At 64.7% G+C, this 15,284-nt stretch carries 15 protein-coding genes and 1 tRNA gene; 11 read left to right on the top strand and 5 right to left on the bottom strand.

Features of this window, described 5'->3' with window-relative positions; genetic code table 11:
• Window positions 1-6: 6 nt before the first annotated feature.
• The 3 genes from LL972_RS12895 to pncB all read left to right on the top strand — a co-directional run bounded on the left by LL972_RS12895 (window position 7) and on the right by pncB (window position 3,577).
• Entirely contained in the window at window positions 7-1,302 is a 1,296-nt protein-coding gene (locus LL972_RS12895; RefSeq protein WP_228327959.1) for a hypothetical protein, read from the top strand.
• Window positions 1,284-2,252 carry a glycoside hydrolase family 113 gene (locus tag LL972_RS12890; protein ID WP_228327933.1) on the top strand — a complete coding sequence of 323 codons (969 nt, stop codon included), beginning with the start codon at window positions 1,284-1,286 and terminating at the stop codon, window positions 2,250-2,252. The genes LL972_RS12895 and LL972_RS12890 overlap by 19 nt, the downstream gene beginning before the upstream one ends.
• 128 nt (window positions 2,253-2,380) lie before the next feature.
• Window positions 2,381-3,577, top strand: coding sequence for a nicotinate phosphoribosyltransferase (gene pncB, locus LL972_RS12885; protein WP_228327932.1), 1,197 nt, complete (start codon window positions 2,381-2,383; stop codon window positions 3,575-3,577).
• 241 nt (window positions 3,578-3,818) lie between these two features.
• On the opposite strand, the gene LL972_RS12880 is transcribed toward pncB, so the two are convergent.
• On the bottom strand, window positions 3,819-5,477 hold the full coding sequence (locus LL972_RS12880) for a PA domain-containing protein (RefSeq protein WP_228327931.1): 1,659 nt from the start codon (window positions 5,475-5,477) through the stop codon (window positions 3,819-3,821).
• Window positions 5,470-5,883: a post-PEP-CTERM-1 domain-containing protein gene (locus LL972_RS12875; RefSeq protein ID WP_228327930.1), complete on the bottom strand. Its 414-nt coding sequence runs from the start codon at window positions 5,881-5,883 to the stop codon at window positions 5,470-5,472. Before LL972_RS12875 ends, LL972_RS12880 begins: the two co-directional genes overlap by 8 nt.
• Window positions 5,884-6,268: 385 nt before the next feature.
• On the opposite strand from LL972_RS12875, the gene arsC reads away from it, so the two are divergent.
• Both arsC and def read left to right on the top strand, forming a co-directional pair.
• A complete protein-coding gene (gene arsC / locus LL972_RS12870; protein ID WP_228327929.1) occupies window positions 6,269-6,691 on the top strand; it encodes an arsenate reductase (glutaredoxin) in 423 nt (140 codons plus the stop codon).
• Window positions 6,692-6,914: 223 nt separating this feature from the next.
• Entirely contained in the window at window positions 6,915-7,430 is a 516-nt protein-coding gene (gene def, locus LL972_RS12865; RefSeq protein ID WP_228327928.1) for a peptide deformylase, read from the top strand.
• Between the two features lie 53 nt (window positions 7,431-7,483).
• Here def and ettA read toward each other — a convergent pair whose 3' ends face one another.
• Window positions 7,484-9,145 (bottom strand): energy-dependent translational throttle protein EttA, encoded by a 1,662-nt coding sequence (gene ettA, locus LL972_RS12860; RefSeq protein WP_228327927.1) that lies wholly within the window; start codon window positions 9,143-9,145, stop codon window positions 7,484-7,486.
• Between the two features lie 226 nt (window positions 9,146-9,371).
• On the opposite strand from ettA, the gene LL972_RS12855 reads away from it, so the two are divergent.
• The 6 genes from LL972_RS12855 (at window position 9,372) to LL972_RS12830 (ending at window position 13,883) form a co-directional block, all read left to right on the top strand.
• Window positions 9,372-9,896 (top strand): RcnB family protein, encoded by a 525-nt coding sequence (locus tag LL972_RS12855; RefSeq protein ID WP_104585544.1) that lies wholly within the window; start codon window positions 9,372-9,374, stop codon window positions 9,894-9,896.
• Window positions 9,897-10,095: 199 nt separating this feature from the next.
• Window positions 10,096-11,349, top strand: a complete 1,254-nt coding sequence (gene glyA / locus LL972_RS12850) for a serine hydroxymethyltransferase (protein WP_104649428.1) — start codon at window positions 10,096-10,098, stop codon at window positions 11,347-11,349.
• A 102-nt stretch (window positions 11,350-11,451) separates the two neighbouring features.
• Window positions 11,452-11,976: a transcriptional regulator NrdR gene (gene nrdR / locus LL972_RS12845; RefSeq protein ID WP_006453216.1), complete on the top strand. Its 525-nt coding sequence runs from the start codon at window positions 11,452-11,454 to the stop codon at window positions 11,974-11,976.
• Entirely contained in the window at window positions 11,973-12,452 is a 480-nt protein-coding gene (locus LL972_RS12840; protein WP_228327926.1) for a GNAT family N-acetyltransferase, read from the top strand. Before nrdR ends, LL972_RS12840 begins: the two co-directional genes overlap by 4 nt.
• Window positions 12,449-13,543 (top strand): bifunctional diaminohydroxyphosphoribosylaminopyrimidine deaminase/5-amino-6-(5-phosphoribosylamino)uracil reductase RibD, encoded by a 1,095-nt coding sequence (gene ribD, locus LL972_RS12835; RefSeq protein WP_323134217.1) that lies wholly within the window; start codon window positions 12,449-12,451, stop codon window positions 13,541-13,543. The genes LL972_RS12840 and ribD overlap by 4 nt, the downstream gene beginning before the upstream one ends.
• A gap of 247 nt (window positions 13,544-13,790) precedes the next feature.
• A tRNA-Ile gene (locus tag LL972_RS12830) sits at window positions 13,791-13,883 on the top strand.
• A 226-nt stretch (window positions 13,884-14,109) separates the two neighbouring features.
• On the opposite strand, the gene LL972_RS12825 is transcribed toward LL972_RS12830, so the two are convergent.
• Complete coding sequence (locus LL972_RS12825) at window positions 14,110-14,787, bottom strand: hypothetical protein (protein ID WP_228327925.1); 678 nt, start codon at window positions 14,785-14,787, stop codon at window positions 14,110-14,112.
• A 19-nt stretch (window positions 14,788-14,806) separates the two neighbouring features.
• The coding region (locus tag LL972_RS12820) for a hypothetical protein (RefSeq protein WP_228327924.1) at window positions 14,807-15,284 on the bottom strand (478 nt) is incomplete at its 5' end.

Raw genomic sequence — 15,284 nt, 5'->3', positions numbered from 1 at the left:
GTCGCCGTGGTGGCCCTGTCGCTGCTGAGCCAGCCGTTGCTGCTGCATTCGGTCGGCTCCGCCGCACCGGCCATCGCACCAGCGCACGGCCTGCCGGCAACCGGTGTGTTGTCCTGGGCGATCAATCTGGGGCTGGATAGCTGGAATCTGCCATTCCAGGTCTGGCCGTTCCTGGCGGTCGCCGCCAACGCGCTGTTCCTGTCGCTGCTGTGGCGCGACCTGGCCGGCGTGTTCGGACGCGGCTGGGCGAGCGGACTGACGGTGCTGGTGGGCTGCAATCCGCTGTTCCTGCTGCCAATCGCCGCAGGCGGAAGCCAGGCGGTGGGCCTGCTGGCGTTCTACGGCTTGTGTCGCACCTTGCGCCGCCTGCAGACGCCGGTGGAGGCCTTCACCTATCTGCGCATCGCCGGCTGGTTGTGCATCCTGCTGTGCCTGGACCTGCAGACCCTGGCGCTGTCGACGATGGTGGCGCCGTGGCTGCTGCTGGTGATGCCGCCGCAGATGCTGCGCAAGGCGCCGGGTTCGTTCTACCTGGTGTGCTATCTGCCGTTCGCGTTTCTGGTCGGCATGTGGGCCTACGTCAATCTGACCGTGTTCAACGCCCCGTGGCCGACGCTGTCCAGCATCGGGCAGAGCGCGCATCCGCTGCCGTTGCCGCTGGCCGAGCATGCGCAAGGCTGGTCGTCGGCGGTGCGGTGGGGCGTGGCGGCGGTAGTCTGCTTCCCGGTTCTGGCATTGCTGGCCCGCAGCCGCAGCAGCGCGCTCACGCGCGGCGTGGTGGCCAGTGCCGGCACCGTCCTCTGTGCGGCGGCGTTGTCGTTCGCCTTCGGCTGGGCCGGGTTCGACGCCTTGCTGCTGCTGTGGGTGCCGGCTGCGTTGCTGTTGCGCGCACTGCATGCCGATCAGCGCACTCAGGCCGCCGGCCTGCTGTTGCTGGGCCTGATCGGTGCGGCCTGGGTACAGCCGCAGGGCTGGGGCAGTTGGATGCGTGCGGCGCCTGCCGATGCGCAATCCCTGCTGCAGGGCGAGGCCTTCGTCATGACTGCGCCGGTGTCGTTGCCGACCAGTGGCCCGGCGACCCCGGCGGCAAACGCTGCGCAGTCTCAGCCGACCGCGGCGACCGCCGTGGGCGTGGCCGCGTCCACGCAGGGCGCTGACGGCGCCAGTGTGCCTACTGATGCTGCCACTGCTGCGATAGTGCGGCCGGGCAAGAACACCGCGGCCATCGGTGCGATGGACTGCGCGCGGACCACGGCCGCGTCCACCACCGAGGCATCTGCCGCATGTTCCAACGCGTTCTGAGCACCGCGTTTCTGGTTGGCGCGTGCATGCTGGCCAACGGCTGCAACGCGGACGCATCGACGTGGATGGGCGCCAACGTCAAGGTCTCGGCCAATGCGCCGTGGGAAAGCGAGGCCGCGGGGCAGTCGCTGGATGCGCTGGCCAAGACCGGCGCCAGCAAGGCGCTGCTGGTGGCGTTTGTGTGGCAGGCCAACCCGCAGTCGAATGACCCGGTATTGGGCAGCGACAGCAACGTGGAGGCCATGCGCGCCGCGTTGCGGCAGAGCCACCAGGCCGGCCTGCAGGCCACGCTCAAGGTGCACGTGTGGATTCCCGGGCATTGGGCCGGCGACACCGCGCCCACCGACCAGGCAGCCTGGTTTGCCGCCTATCAGAACGCGGTGCTGCCGTTGGCCAGATTGGCCGAAGACGAGCACGCCGAAGCGCTGGTGATCGGCACCGAACTGCGCAAGCTGCAGGACGCGCCGCAGTGGCCCGGCCTGGTGGCGGAAGTGCGCAAGGTCTATCGCGGCAAGCTGCTGTACGTGGCCGACGGCATGGAGCACGCCGAGAGCTTCCGCTACTGGTCGTTGTTCGATGCGGTGGGCACCAGCCTGTATCCGCGTCTGTCCGAAGCGGCCGCCACGCGCACGGCCGAGATGAACGCCGCTGCGCAGCGCCTGCAGCAACTGGGCCAGCGCCTGGGCAAGCCGGTGTGGGTGGCGGAGCTGGGCCTGCGGTCTGCACGCGGCAGCCTGGCCGCACCCTGGGAAAGCCCGGAACAACGCGCCGCTGCCGTCGACACCCGCCTGCAACTGCAGGTGTTGCAGCAGTGGCGCAAGGTGTTGCAGGCGCACGGCGTAGAAGGCATCGCGCTGTGGTGCTGGTACACCGACCCCAAGGCCGGTGGCTCGGGCGACAGCGACTTCACCGTGCAGGGCAAACCGGCGCAACAGGTGCTGGCGCGCTGAGCGATGCGCTCGGCATCGTGCAGGGACAGTGCCGAGCGCAATTGCCGAGGTAGCGCCAAGCTAAATCGCCCGGCGCATCGATTGGCTTGCACGCAGCGCGATCGCCGCTGCGGGCATAATCCGGCGGCATGATCATCCATTCGCTGCTCGACACCGACCTGTACAAATTCACCATGATGCAGGCGGTGCTGCATCAGCATCCGGCTGCGCAGGTCGAGTACCGCTTCAAATGCCGCACGCCCGGCGTGGATCTGGCGCAGTTCATCGACGAGATCTCGCGCGAGATCGACGCGCTGTGCCGGCTGCGGCTGCATGAGGACGAGGTGGCCTATCTGCGCGGCTTGCGCTTCATCAAGCCGGATTTCGCCGACTTCCTGGCGCTGTTCCATCTGGACCGCAAATACCTGCAGCTGTCGGCATCGACCACCCATCCGGGCGAGATCGAGCTGACCATCCGCGGCCCGTGGCTGCATACCATCCTGTTCGAAGTGCCGTTGCTGGCGATCATCAACGAGGTGTGGTTCCGCAACACCTCCGAGCCGGATTTCGAGGAAGGGCGCAGCCGCCTGCGCGAGAAGGTGAGCAGCCTGCGCAGCATGCCGGCGGGCTGCAAGATTGCCGATTACGGCACCCGCCGGCGCTATTCGCGGCATTGGCACGGCGAGTTGCTGCCGTTGCTGCGCGATGGCCTGGGCGAGCAGTTCGTCGGCACCAGCAATGTGTACTTCGCCAAGCATTACGGCCTGACCCCGCTGGGCACCATGGCGCACGAATACCTGCAGGCGTTCCAGGCGCTGGGGCCGCGGCTGCGCGACTCGCAAGTGGCCGCGCTGGAGTCATGGGCGCGCGAGTACCGCGGAGACCTGGGCATCGCCCTGTCCGATGTGGTGGGGCTGGACGCATTCCTGCGCGATTTCGATCTGTATTTCTGCAAGCTGTTCGACGGCATGCGCCATGATTCGGGCGACCCGTTCGAATGGGGCGAGCGTGTCATCGCCCACCTGCAGGCACACCGCATCGACCCCGCGACCAAGGTGCTGGTGTTCAGCGACGGCCTCAACATCGACAAGGTGATGCGGCTGTACGCGCACTTCCATACGCGCTGCCGGCTGGCGTTCGGTGTGGGCACCAGCCTCACCAACGACCTGGGGCCGACGCCGCTGCAGATCGTGATCAAGATGGTTCGCTGCAATGGGCAGCCGGTGGCCAAGCTCAGCGACTCGCCGGGCAAGAGCATGTGCGAAGACGCGGGTTACCTGCGCTATCTGCGCGATGTGTTCGGCCTGCCGCCGGTGCCGGACGCGGGTGACCACGCCCGGCAGTGACTGACGCGGCGCACCGCATCGAGAAATCGTTGCCGCTCACAGCAGGCAGCAGCAACCGTGCGGCGCATCGCTCAATCGCGCAGCTGGGAGCGAGCTCCGTGTGGGAATGGCAGATGCTGAAGCGAAATCGCGACGCCTGCGCTGGCAGGCAGCCGATCCGCTTGCGTTGAATAGGGTGATTGCAGATAAACGAACGGCGCCTGACGGCGCCGTTCGCATTACACGCAGTGAATCTTGCGGATTACGGGCGCACCTTGGTGGCACAGACAAACACCGCTGCCTGTTGAATGCGGCTGATCGCCCCCTGGTTCTGCAACTCGCGTGCGTGCTCGTCCATGCAGGTCAGGTAACCCAGGCGGTTACCGGCGTTCTGCGCCTTGCACAGGCTGTTTTCGGCCGAGATGTTCGCGCCGGGAATCAGCCCGCCGGTTTCCAGCGTCGGCACCAGCGTATTGCAGCTGCCCAGCTTGGCCAGCCCGCGATTGAGCGTCCAGCCGATATCGGCAAACAGTGCCGGGGTCAGGTCGATGTTCAGATGCGCCTGCACTTCCGGCGTATCGAACGGTTCCATCAGCGCGTTCGGCTGCAGGTCGGTATCGAAGTGCGAGAACGTCGAACCACCGGCCACCACGCTGGGCGCGTACAGCCGTGTGCGGCCTGCGCTGTCGGTGCCCTGCAACAGCTCGGGATCTTCGTACAACGCCGCCACCACCGCGGTGCTGCTCTTCAGCCGCGCGCCATCGGCCTGCGAGACCATGATCGCCGGGATGGTGATGTCGGTGATCGGCGGGGCGGCATTGCCCATCGTCTGCACGCCGGCCGCGTTATTGGCCACGATCACGCCCACCGCACCATTGAGCTGTGCGTTCTTGACCTTGATCGCGAACGCGCAGGTGCCGCGGTCGATCAGCGTCACCTTGCCGGCCACCTCGGCCGCATTGACGAACGGCGTTTCGCAGCCGTCGCTGGCCGATGCAGCAGCCACCCCGTCATTGACCGTCACCACTGCGCGCGCCGGGAAATTGGCCGCCGTGGCCAGCGGCCCGAAGCTGGCAAAGCCCACCTCGAACTTGCCGGCCGCGCTGGCCGGTGCGCTCACCTGCAACAGGGTGCGCGGATCCAGGATCAGCGCCGCCTCGCGGTTGACGCGGGTGCCGGCCCACACCGTACGACCGGGTGTACGCATCGCTTCGGCGCGCAACGCGTTGGTCATGGCCGGATCGTCGAAGCGCTTGTTCTGCACGTTGTCGAAGGCCTGCGCGGTGTAGACGTCGGTCAGGCCGCTGCCCGAACCGAGCACGCCGGTGGTCTTGTTGAGGAAGCCCGCCGCGCCCAGGCCATGGCCAATCTCATGCATCACCACGTTGAGGAAGTTGATCTGGCCTTCGGGCGTCTTGCCGTCCAGACCCAGATACCAGCCCGAGCCGGCCAGGCAGTCGGGCTTGCCCAGATCGCCGTTGAATTGCGAGAAGACGTCGGCCGGATCGCTGGGATCGGGGACCAGATCCTGCCCGGCGATCGCATCGCCCAGCGCGGACGGATACAGCGTATTGGGCTTGGAGCCGGGGAAGTCGTTGACGATCCAGTTCGGGCCGGCCTGGCCCAGCGTGCCGCCGGTGGCGGTACAGGTCAGCCGTGCGAACGAGGCGTATACCTTGACCTCGACATTGCTCTGCAGCACCGCGCCCCACAGGTCCATCGCGTACTGGTAGGCGATGCGACGCTGCTCGCCGACCGAGCGCCCCGGGTTGCCGCCCAACGGCGCCGCGGCGGTGGGGTCGTTCAAGCCGACGCTGGTGCCGGCATCGCCATTGATCAGCGTGACGTTGGCGGCGCTGGCGTGCAGCGGCGCGATGGCCGCAGCCACGGCCAGAGACAACAGCAACAAGGGCTTATTCATGCGGCAGCGCTCCGTGCTCGGCGTGGGCGGGTTGGGTGGCGGCGTCTTCGTTGTGCTCGATGACGATGCGGCCATCGGCCTGACGCGTCGCTACCAGTGAGCTCATCTGCGTGGCCGGCAACTTGCGCGCCACGGTGCCGTTGGGCAGGCGTCGCTCGGTCGCGCGTGCGGCGGCTTCGGTCTGCGGAACCGCGGTGCGGGCAGCGCTGCTGCGGGCAGCCGACGCAGCCTGCTGATCCAGCGCCGCGCTCTCGGCGTCGGTCAGCGGGCGCAGCTTGCCGGTGGCGGGGTCGATACCGACCTTGGAGCTGCTGGTTGCTGCCTCCTGCTCGACGGCCACGGCCGGCAGGCAGACGACGCACAGCACACCGGACAGCATCCATCCGGGCTTACGAAAGCTCATCATCGTTGGGGTTTCCTTGAGTCCAACAGGGAAAAGGGACGCCGTGCAGACACCAGCGTCGGGGGAATCCTTCCGTTTCAGTCTGTTCATGACTGAATCATGAATACGTGATGTGTGTCAATCTTTTGACATGCAGGCCGCTGAATGCGAAGCGAGAGCCTGAAACAGTCATCGGCGCACTTGCGCCGGGGGAATTTCCGGAAAGTGCAGCGGCGATTGGTAACCGGATTGGCCAGATTCTTGACGCGAATCGGCTGGGCCGAACGCCTCCCTTCTCCCCTCGGGAGAAGCTGCCCGCAGGGGCGGATGAGGGTACGAGCGAAGCCAGGGGGCGTTGAGTGCAGGCGCAGCGCCGTATATTTTCAGCCACTCCGCGTACCAGGTCCCCATGCACGCCGTCATCTATCACAACCCCGACTGCGGAACCTCCCGCAACACGCTTGCCCTGATCCGTCATACCGGCATCGAACCGCAGATCGTCGATTACCTGCAGCACCCACCCACACGCGAAACACTGCAGTCCCTGATCGCCGCCGCCGGCATCCCGGTCCGCGAGGCCGTGCGCCAGAAAGGCACTCCGTATCTGGAACTGGGGCTCGACGATCCCGCGCTGGACGACGTAGCGCTGCTGAGCGCCATGCTCGCGCATCCGATCCTGATCAACCGACCCTTTGTCCAGACCGCATCGGGGACGCGCTTGTGCCGCCCCTCCGAACGGGTGCTCGACCTGCTGCCGCCGGCGACGCACGGCTTCGTCAAGGAAGACGGCGAACGCGTGCTGGACGATGCCGGGCAACGCGTAACGGGCTGAGACAGATACCCGAAACACGCAGTCGCTCCACATCAAGCGCAGCCACCTCAGATCAAGATGCGAAACGCCAAGCAGCGCCACTGACGCCCCAGCTACTAATCCCTAATTCCCAATCCCCAATCCCGACTCCCGACTCCCGACTCCCGACTCCCGAATCCCCAACCTCACCCCCACCTACCGCACAGGTCCTAAAATCGCCGCAACGTTTCCCGGGAGCAGTCAGATGATTCGCGAGATTATCCGCATGGGCGACAAGCGCCTGCTGCGCGTGGCGCCACCGGTGACCAACCTGGGCAGCGCCGAGCTGCGCACGCTGGTGGCCGACATGTTCGAGACCATGGACGATGCGCGCGGCGTCGGTCTGGCCGCACCGCAGATCGCGGTGGATCTGCAGCTGATGGTGTTCGGCTTCGAAGCCAGCGAACGCTATCCCGACGCACCAGCGGTGCCGCGCACCGCGTTGGCGAATGCGCAGATCGAACCGCTGTCGGAGGAGATGGAAAACGGCTGGGAGGGGTGTCTGTCCATTCCCGGCCTGCGTGCCGTCATTCCGCGCTATCGCGTCATTCGCTACCGCGGCTTCGCGCCGGACGGCAGCCCGATCGAGCGCGAGGCCGAAGGCTTCCACGCACGCGTGGTGCAGCACGAATACGACCATCTGGTCGGCCGCCTGTATCCCTCGCGGATCGAGAACTTCGACACCTTCGGTTTCGAGGACGTGCTGTCCTACGACCTGTAATCGCGCAGCCGCATCGCATGTGACAAGGGCGCCTTGCGGCGCCCTTGTGGTACTTACTTGAGCGCCTTGAAGCGCAGACGCTTGGGACCTGCGTCATCGCCCATGCGGCGGCGCTTGTCTTCTTCGTACTCGCGGTAGTTGCCCTGGAAGAATTCCACGTGCGAGTCGCCTTCGAACGACAGGATGTGCGTGGCGATGCGATCCAGGAACCAGCGATCATGCGAGATCACGAAGGTATTGCCGGGGAACTCCAGCAGCGCATCTTCCAGCGCACGCAGCGTTTCGATGTCCAGATCGTTGGACGGTTCGTCGAGCAGCAGCACGTTGCCGCCCTGCAATAGCGTCTTGGCCATGTGCAGACGACCGCGCTCACCACCGGAGAGCGAGCCGACCATCTTCTGCTGGTCCTGGCCCTTGAAGTTGAAGCGGCCGATGTAGGCGCGCGACTGGATCTCCACGCCGTTGATGTTGAGGATGTCCAGGCCGCCTGCGATTTCCTGGAACACGTTGTGGTTGCCTTCCAGCTTGTCGCGGCTCTGGTCCACGTACGACAGCTGCACGGTCGGGCCGACCACGATCTCGCCGGAATCGGGCTTTTCTGCACCGGTGATCATCTTGAACAGGGTCGACTTACCGGCACCGTTGGGACCGATGATGCCGACGATGGCGCCGGGCGGCACGATCATCGACAGGTTGTCGATCAGCAGGCGGTCGCCGAACTTCTTGGAGACGTTCTTGAACTCCATCACCGCATTGCCCAGGCGCTCGCCCGGTGGGATGAAGATTTCATTGGTCTCGTTGCGGCGCTGGTAGTCCACCGACTGCAGTTCTTCCAGGCGGGCCAGACGCGCCTTGCCCTTGGTGCGACCGCCCTTGGCGTTCTGGCGCGACCATTCCAGTTCCTTCTGGATCGCCTTCTGGCGTGACTTTTCCTGGTTGTCTTCCTGCTTGAGGCGTTCGTCCTTCTGGGTCAGCCAGTCGGTGTAGTTGCCCTTCCACGGAATGCCGCGGCCGCGGTCCAGTTCCAGGATCCACTCGGCGGCGTTGTCGAGGAAGTAGCGATCATGCGTGACCGCCACCACCGTGCCGGTGTAGCGCGCCAGGAACTGTTCCAGCCACTCCACCGACTCGGCGTCCAGGTGGTTGGTCGGTTCGTCGAGCAGCAGCATGTCCGGCTTCTGCAGCAGCAGGCGGCACAGCGCAACGCGGCGCTTTTCGCCACCGGACAGCTTGCCGACCACCGCGTCCCAGGGCGGCAGGCGCAGCGCATCGGCGGCCACGTCCAGCTGGTTTTCCAGGGTGTGCGCGTCACCGGCGGCCAGGATCGCCTCCAGGCGTTCCTGTTCCTTGGCCAGCGCGTCGAAATCGGCGCCTTCCTCGGCATAGGCCAGGTACACCGCATCCAGCGCGGCCTGTGCCTGCAGCACGTCGCCAACGCCTTCCTCGACCGCTTCGCGCACGGTGTGCTCGGGGTTGAGCTGCGGCTCCTGCGCCAGGTAGCCGACCTTGATGCCGGCCTGCGGACGGGCTTCGCCCTCGAAATCGATATCCACGCCGGCCATGATCTTCAGCACCGTGGACTTGCCGGCGCCGTTCAGGCCGAGCAGGCCGATCTTGGCGCCCGGGAAAAAGCTCAGCGAGATGTCCTTGATGATCTGCCGCTTGGGCGGGACCACCTTGCTGACGCGGTTCATGGTGTAGATGTATTGCGACATGGGTGCTCCGTGGACGCAGGCAGCCCACCGGCCGGGGCCGGAGGCAGCGGAAAAGGGATTGCGCCGATTATACGGGCAAGCGGCCTGGCTCGCGGCGGCGATGCGGCAGCTAAACGGCAGCTTACCTGTCACCTGAATGGGCGTTTTCGTAATCGATTCCAGCAAGAATGCGTTAAGGCGATTGGCGTCTTAATGAAATTGCGACATCGCAGACAGGAGCAATCCCATGAACCGCAAACGCATCGTGACTGTTGTGCTTTCCTCCATCTTGGCGCTGGGCTTCGCCGCACCGGCCGCATTTGCCGGGGATTGGGACCGCGACGACCGCCGTGGGCATGACCACGGCCACCGCGATCATCGCGGCGACTGGCGCAATGACCGCCGGGATGACCGCCGCGAATGGCGTGACGACCGCCGCGCCGACCGCCGCGAGTGGCGCCAGGACCGCCGTTATTACAGCAATGGCTACCGTGAGGGCTATCGCGACGCGCGCTATCAGGACCGTCGCTACGACCGCAACCGGGTCTATGTCTACGATCGCCCCAACTACTACCGCGCCGGCCCGCCGCCGCGCCCGTACTGGGCCCGCGGCCAGCGCTATCACGGCCCGGTCTACGTGATCAACGACTACGACCGCTACAACCTGCGCCGCCCGCCGTATGGCTACCGGTGGCAGCGCGACAACACCGGCAATCTGCTACTGGTGGCCATTGCAACCGGTGTGATCGCCGACCTGGTACTCAACAACTAAGTTCAGCAATGGCTTGGCCGGCCTGACCCGGCAAGCGGGTAGGGCTTTACACAAGGGCGCACTCCGGTGCGCCCTTGTCGTTCAAAAGCCGGGCGCGCCAAGGCCCGCGTGGCCTGCGCCGGCGCCGCAATTGGTCACCTGTCCACGTGGGGGCTTACAATCTGCGCCCCTACTGGCAACAGCTGCCCCGGAGCTCTGCATGTTCTCGCGCGACGTCCGACTGGAAACCTACGACCCCGAACTGGCCCAGGCCATCGCTGCCGAAGCCGGCCGCCAGGAGGATCACGTCGAGCTGATCGCCAGCGAAAACTACTGCAGCCCGCTGGTGATGGAAGCCCAGGGCAGCCAGTTGACCAACAAGTACGCCGAAGGCTATCCGGGCAAGCGCTACTACGGTGGTTGCGAGTTCGTCGACATTGCCGAGCAGCTGGCGATCGAGCGCATCAAACAGGTGTTCGGCGCCGATTATGCGAACGTGCAGCCGCATAGCGGCTCGCAGGCCAACCAGGCGGTCTATCTGGCGCTGCTGCAGCCCGGCGACACCATTCTGGGCATGAGCCTGGCCCATGGCGGCCACCTGACCCACGGCGCCAAGGTCAACGTCTCCGGCAAGCTGTTCAACGCGGTGCAGTACGGTGTCAACGAGCAGGGCCTGATCGATTACGACGAGGTCCAGCGCCTGGCCACCGAGCACACGCCGAAGATGGTCGTGGCCGGGTTCTCGGCGTATTCGCAGAAGATCGATTGGGCGCGCTTTCGCGCCATTGCCGACAGCGTCGGTGCGTATCTGTTCGTGGACATGGCGCATGTGGCCGGCCTGGTCGCCGCCGGTGTGTATCCGAGCCCGCTGGAGCATGCGCACGTGGTCACCTCGACCACGCACAAGACCCTGCGCGGCCCGCGTGGCGGCATCATCGTGGCCAAGGGCGCGAGTGAAGAGCTGCAGAAGAAGCTGCAGTCGATCGTGTTCCCCGGCATCCAGGGCGGCCCGCTGATGCACGTGATCGCGGCCAAGGCGGTTGCCTTCAAGGAAGCACTGGAGCCGGACTTCAAGACCTATCAGCAGCAGGTGGTGAAGAACGCGCAGGCGATGGCCAACACGCTGATCGCGCGCGGCTACAAGATCGTGTCCGGCGGCACCGAAAATCACCTGATGCTGGTGGACATGATCGGTCGCGATGTCTCCGGCAAGGACGCCGAAGCCGCGCTCGGCAAGGCCCACATCACCGTCAACAAGAACTCGGTGCCCAACGACCCGCGCTCGCCGTTCGTCACCTCCGGCCTGCGCCTGGGCACCCCGGCGATCACCACCCGCGGCTACAAGGAGCAGGACAGCATCGACCTGGCCAACTGGATCGCTGACGTGCTCGACGCCCCCAGCGACGAAGCGGTGCTGGCCAAGGTCCGCGACGCGGTGACGGCGCAGTGCAAGAAGTATCCGGTGTATGGCTGAGGTGCCGGGATTGGTGATTCGGGATTGGGGATGCGCGGCAAGCGCGTCCTTGCTCCTGCTGTTGCCAATCCCTAATCCTCACTCTCCAATCCCGGCGCCCTGATGCACTGCCCCTTTTGCCAGCACAACGACACCCGCGTGATCGATTCGCGGGTGTCCGAAGACGGCACGACGATTCGTCGGCGCCGTGAGTGCGAGGCGTGCGGCGAGCGTTTCAGTACCCTGGAAACGATCGAACTCAAGCTGCCGACCGTGGTCAAGAGCGATGGCGGGCGCGAGGCCTTCGACGCGCGCAAGCTGCGCACTAGTTTCGACCGCGCGCTGCAAAAGCGCCCGGTGTCCGAAGAACAGATCGAAGCGGCGGTGCGCGCGGTGGTGCATCAGTTGCGCATGTCCGGCGAGCGCGAGGTCGGCTCGCTGCGGGTGGGCGAGTACGTCATGGTCGAGCTGCGCAAGCTCGATCATGTGGGCTATGTGCGCTTTGCCTCGGTGTACCGCAGCTTCCAGGATGTTGCCGATTTCCGCGAGGAAATCGAAAAGCTCGAGCGCGAGCTCCCGGTCGGCATCGAGCAATTGCCGCTGCTGGAAGCGGCGCTGGAACGCGCCGGCAAGCCCGGCAAGCGGTGAGCGCGATGCGCATCGCCTGCGTGGCCGACACGCCGGAGCTGTTGCCGGCCCTCGCGCAGGCGCACCTGCAGGCCTTCGGCAGCCTGTTGCCGGACTGGAATTTCGACGAGGCCTTGCGCGAGTTGCGCAGCCACAGCCGCGACGGCGTGATCCCGACCACGTGGGTGGCGCTCGACCAGGCGCAGTGGCTCGGATCGGTCAGCCTGCTGGAAAACGACGATGCGCGTATTCGCCAGTGGTCGCCTTGGCTGGCGTCGCTGTACGTGCAGCCGCAAGCGCGCGGGCAGGGCATCGGCGAGGCGCTGGTGACGCACTGCGTGCAGGCGGCCGCGCGCATGGGCGTGCCGGCCTTGTATCTGTATTGCCAGCCAGCACTGGCGCCGTACTACCAGCGGCTGGGCTGGCACGCGCACGCCGAGTTGTTGCTGGGGCCGATGCAGATCGTGGTGATGCAGATCCAACCGGTGCTGCCGTGAGCGTGACAGCCGACGATCATCGCTGGATGGCGCAGGCATTGCGCCTTGCCGAGCGTGGCGCCTACACCACGCGCCCCAATCCGATGGTGGGCTGCGTGATCGTGCGCGACGGCGTGTGCGTGGGCGAGGGTTTTCATCAACGTGCCGGCGGCCCGCATGCGGAAGTGTTTGCGCTGCGCGCGGCCGGCGCGCTGGCGCGGGGCGCCACTGCTTACGTCACGCTGGAACCATGTGCTCACTATGGACGCACGCCGCCTTGTGCGCTGGCCTTGATCGATGCCGGCGTGGCGCGTGTGGTCGCGGCGATGGCCGACCCGTTTCCGCAGGTCAACGGTGGCGGGTTCGCGTTGCTGCGCGAGGCCGGGATCGAGGTGCTGAGTGGGGTCCTGCAGGCACAGGCGCGCACGCTCAACCGGGGATTCCTGTCGCGGGTGGAGCGGGGCAGGCCGTGGCTGCGGGTCAAGCTCGGCGCCAGCCTGGATGGACGTACTGCGCTGGCCAGCGGTGAATCCAAGTGGATCACCGGTGCCGATGCGCGCGCGGATGTGCAGCGTTGGCGCGCGCGTGCGGGTGCGATCCTCACTGGCGCGAGCACGGTGCTGGCCGATGACCCATCCATGACGGTGCGGCTGGGCGACGACACGCCGGTCGTGCCGCCGCTGCGCGTGGTGCTCGATGCCGGGCTGCGGACATTGGCGTGCAGGAACATGCGTCAGGGCGATGCGCCGACGCTGTATCTGCATGGCGAGGATGTGGCCGCGCCGTCGCTGGACGATGCGCAATTCACTGCGATGCCGTTGCACGCCGGCCGTTTCGATCTGGACGCGGTGTTGGCGTTGCTTGCCGAGCGCGGCATCAACGAGGTGCATGTGGAAGCCGGCGCAACGTTGAGTGGTGCGTTGCTGCAGGCCGGGCTGGTTGACGAATTGCTGGTCTACATGGCGCCGGTGCTGCTGGGCGATACTGCCAGGCCGCTGCTGGCCGGGCTAGGAATCGAGACGATGGCGCAGCGCTCTGCGTTGCAGCTGCTGGATGTGCGCCAGCTGGGGCAGGATCTGCGTATGCGGTATGCGCCGGTTGTTGCCGGGTAAGCGCTGCACGGCCTTGCCTGATGCCGCGCGGGCGTGTGGTTGCGCGCATGAAAAAGGCCCCGCATGCGGGGCCTTTTTGCATCTGCGACCGCTAATTGGTAGCAGATGCCCCAAATTCTAGACCGGTCCGTCCGCGTCTCATCCATTGACTAACGATGCAATGCGATGTGAGCGTGCTATCCTTCTTTCATGCTAAGACTCTACGATCCTTGCTACTTCCGAATACGGGTGTGATCCGACAGATCACGCCCCTGTAGCTCAATTGGTAGAGCAGCGGATTTATATCCCGTCAGCGCCAGATAAGCGGCAAGTGCCGGTTCGATCCCGGCCAGGGGCACCATTAGCATGCGAGGTACAAGAGGGCCTGGCCTCGCTACAGGTCTCGGCTCTGAACCACACAACCCTAGACGTCAGATGGTGCGGGCAAATACCCTTGAGCGTCTGCAGGTGCCTTTGTTTTTGAGCACTCACACGAAGCATATTCGCAAGCTACGGTAGTGAGGCAACGCGGCAAGCAACGCCCGACAGGTGCTTTCGATAGAAATCCATGCTCATTGTGAATCGGATTAGTTCTGCGCTGTGATTGCAAATCTGTAGGGGTCGACAGGGGCAACATCCCCGAAATGCTTTAGATACACTTCGCTGTCTTCACCGTACGCTTTAAGGTGTGCGCTGTAGTTGCTAACCACAGTCCTCGCCGCTTCTTGGACTAAGCTCATGGCACAAACGTAGCTGACTTGCAGGGAAAATCCAGCCTTTTCCGCTTCCGCTCGAATCCTTTCTAGATTCCAGAAGGCCGCTAAGCTCGGGCGTTGTTTCGCGTTGTTACTTGCGGCAATACCGTCACATATCCATCCGATATGGATGTAAAAAGGTTGCGCAGGAAGGCGATCAGCGAGAACAGGGAATCGAAGTAGCCCCGCATCAGGGTGCACCCTCTTCGCCCAAGAGTCGCGCAGGTTGTTCCTCACGCGCCCGGGTTGATGCTGCAGGACGTGACGTATACAAAGTAACGTGGAAATCGCTTCATACTCGTAAAGCGAACTACATGCGCCGGCGTTCTTCAACGCGCACATGAGCCCATACAGGCTACTCAGCACATTGTTGAAAGCTGCCTCGATGTTCGAGATGCCCTCTTCCGGCTTCTTTATTTTTCTTAGGAAATAACTGAGCCCCACGACCTGTTCCGCAAGCAGTCGCAGGGTGTTTGAGAAGACGTCAAATTGGTCGTCCAGGCTTGTCATAGGTTATAGCGCGATCGAGCTAACGGCGGCCAAAGAGCCGTCGCTTTAACTCTTTGAGAAGAAATTCTATAAGCTCTTGCGCAAAGGAACCAAAGCCCGGGATCGCACCTGCAAGGCTGCCCAAGAGGGTTTTGCTTTTCTCTAAGGTTTCCTCAAGTCGGTCCTCTCTTGCAGTGTCCCTAAACGCCTGCAACGATGACTGAAAGGATTCCAATTTTAAAGATAGATGCATATCCGTGAGCCCGGCAGCGTAGAGCCCCTCATAATCTCCGGATTCGACGCCATAAAGCCGCTCTGAAAATTCTCTCAAGCGTCCCGCCGCATCTTCAATCACGGGAGACAATTCTCGGCGGAACTGTAACCTGAAAAGCACCTCTTTACCACGATCAATTGTTTCAAGAAGCTCCGCTACTGCAATGAGGGTAATCCCCCCACTTCTAGCGGTCGCCAGAAGTGGAGCTAAGTGGCCATCGCCAACTTCATGGCAGGCGTGATGC

This window comes from Xanthomonas campestris pv. asclepiadis, from assembly GCF_020784175.1.
Taxonomy (GTDB): domain Bacteria; phylum Pseudomonadota; class Gammaproteobacteria; order Xanthomonadales; family Xanthomonadaceae; genus Xanthomonas; species Xanthomonas campestris_D.
This window is presented reverse-complemented; position numbering and strand designations above follow the sequence as displayed.

Coding starts and splice junctions, on each gene's coding strand:
- pncB (WP_228327932.1), top strand. CDS start 2,381: ATGATCATCCATTCGCTGCTCGACACCGACCTGTACAAATTCACCATG.
- arsC (WP_228327929.1), top strand. CDS start 6,269: ATGCACGCCGTCATCTATCACAACCCCGACTGCGGAACCTCCCGCAAC.
- LL972_RS12855 (WP_104585544.1), top strand. CDS start 9,372: ATGAACCGCAAACGCATCGTGACTGTTGTGCTTTCCTCCATCTTGGCG.
- def (WP_228327928.1), top strand. CDS start 6,915: ATGATTCGCGAGATTATCCGCATGGGCGACAAGCGCCTGCTGCGCGTG.
- LL972_RS12875 (WP_228327930.1), bottom strand. CDS start 5,883: ATGATGAGCTTTCGTAAGCCCGGATGGATGCTGTCCGGTGTGCTGTGC.
- nrdR (WP_006453216.1), top strand. CDS start 11,452: ATGCACTGCCCCTTTTGCCAGCACAACGACACCCGCGTGATCGATTCG.
- glyA (WP_104649428.1), top strand. CDS start 10,096: ATGTTCTCGCGCGACGTCCGACTGGAAACCTACGACCCCGAACTGGCC.
- LL972_RS12825 (WP_228327925.1), bottom strand. CDS start 14,787: ATGACAAGCCTGGACGACCAATTTGACGTCTTCTCAAACACCCTGCGA.
- ettA (WP_228327927.1), bottom strand. CDS start 9,145: ATGTCGCAATACATCTACACCATGAACCGCGTCAGCAAGGTGGTCCCG.
- LL972_RS12890 (WP_228327933.1), top strand. CDS start 1,284: ATGTTCCAACGCGTTCTGAGCACCGCGTTTCTGGTTGGCGCGTGCATG.
- LL972_RS12880 (WP_228327931.1), bottom strand. CDS start 5,477: ATGAATAAGCCCTTGTTGCTGTTGTCTCTGGCCGTGGCTGCGGCCATC.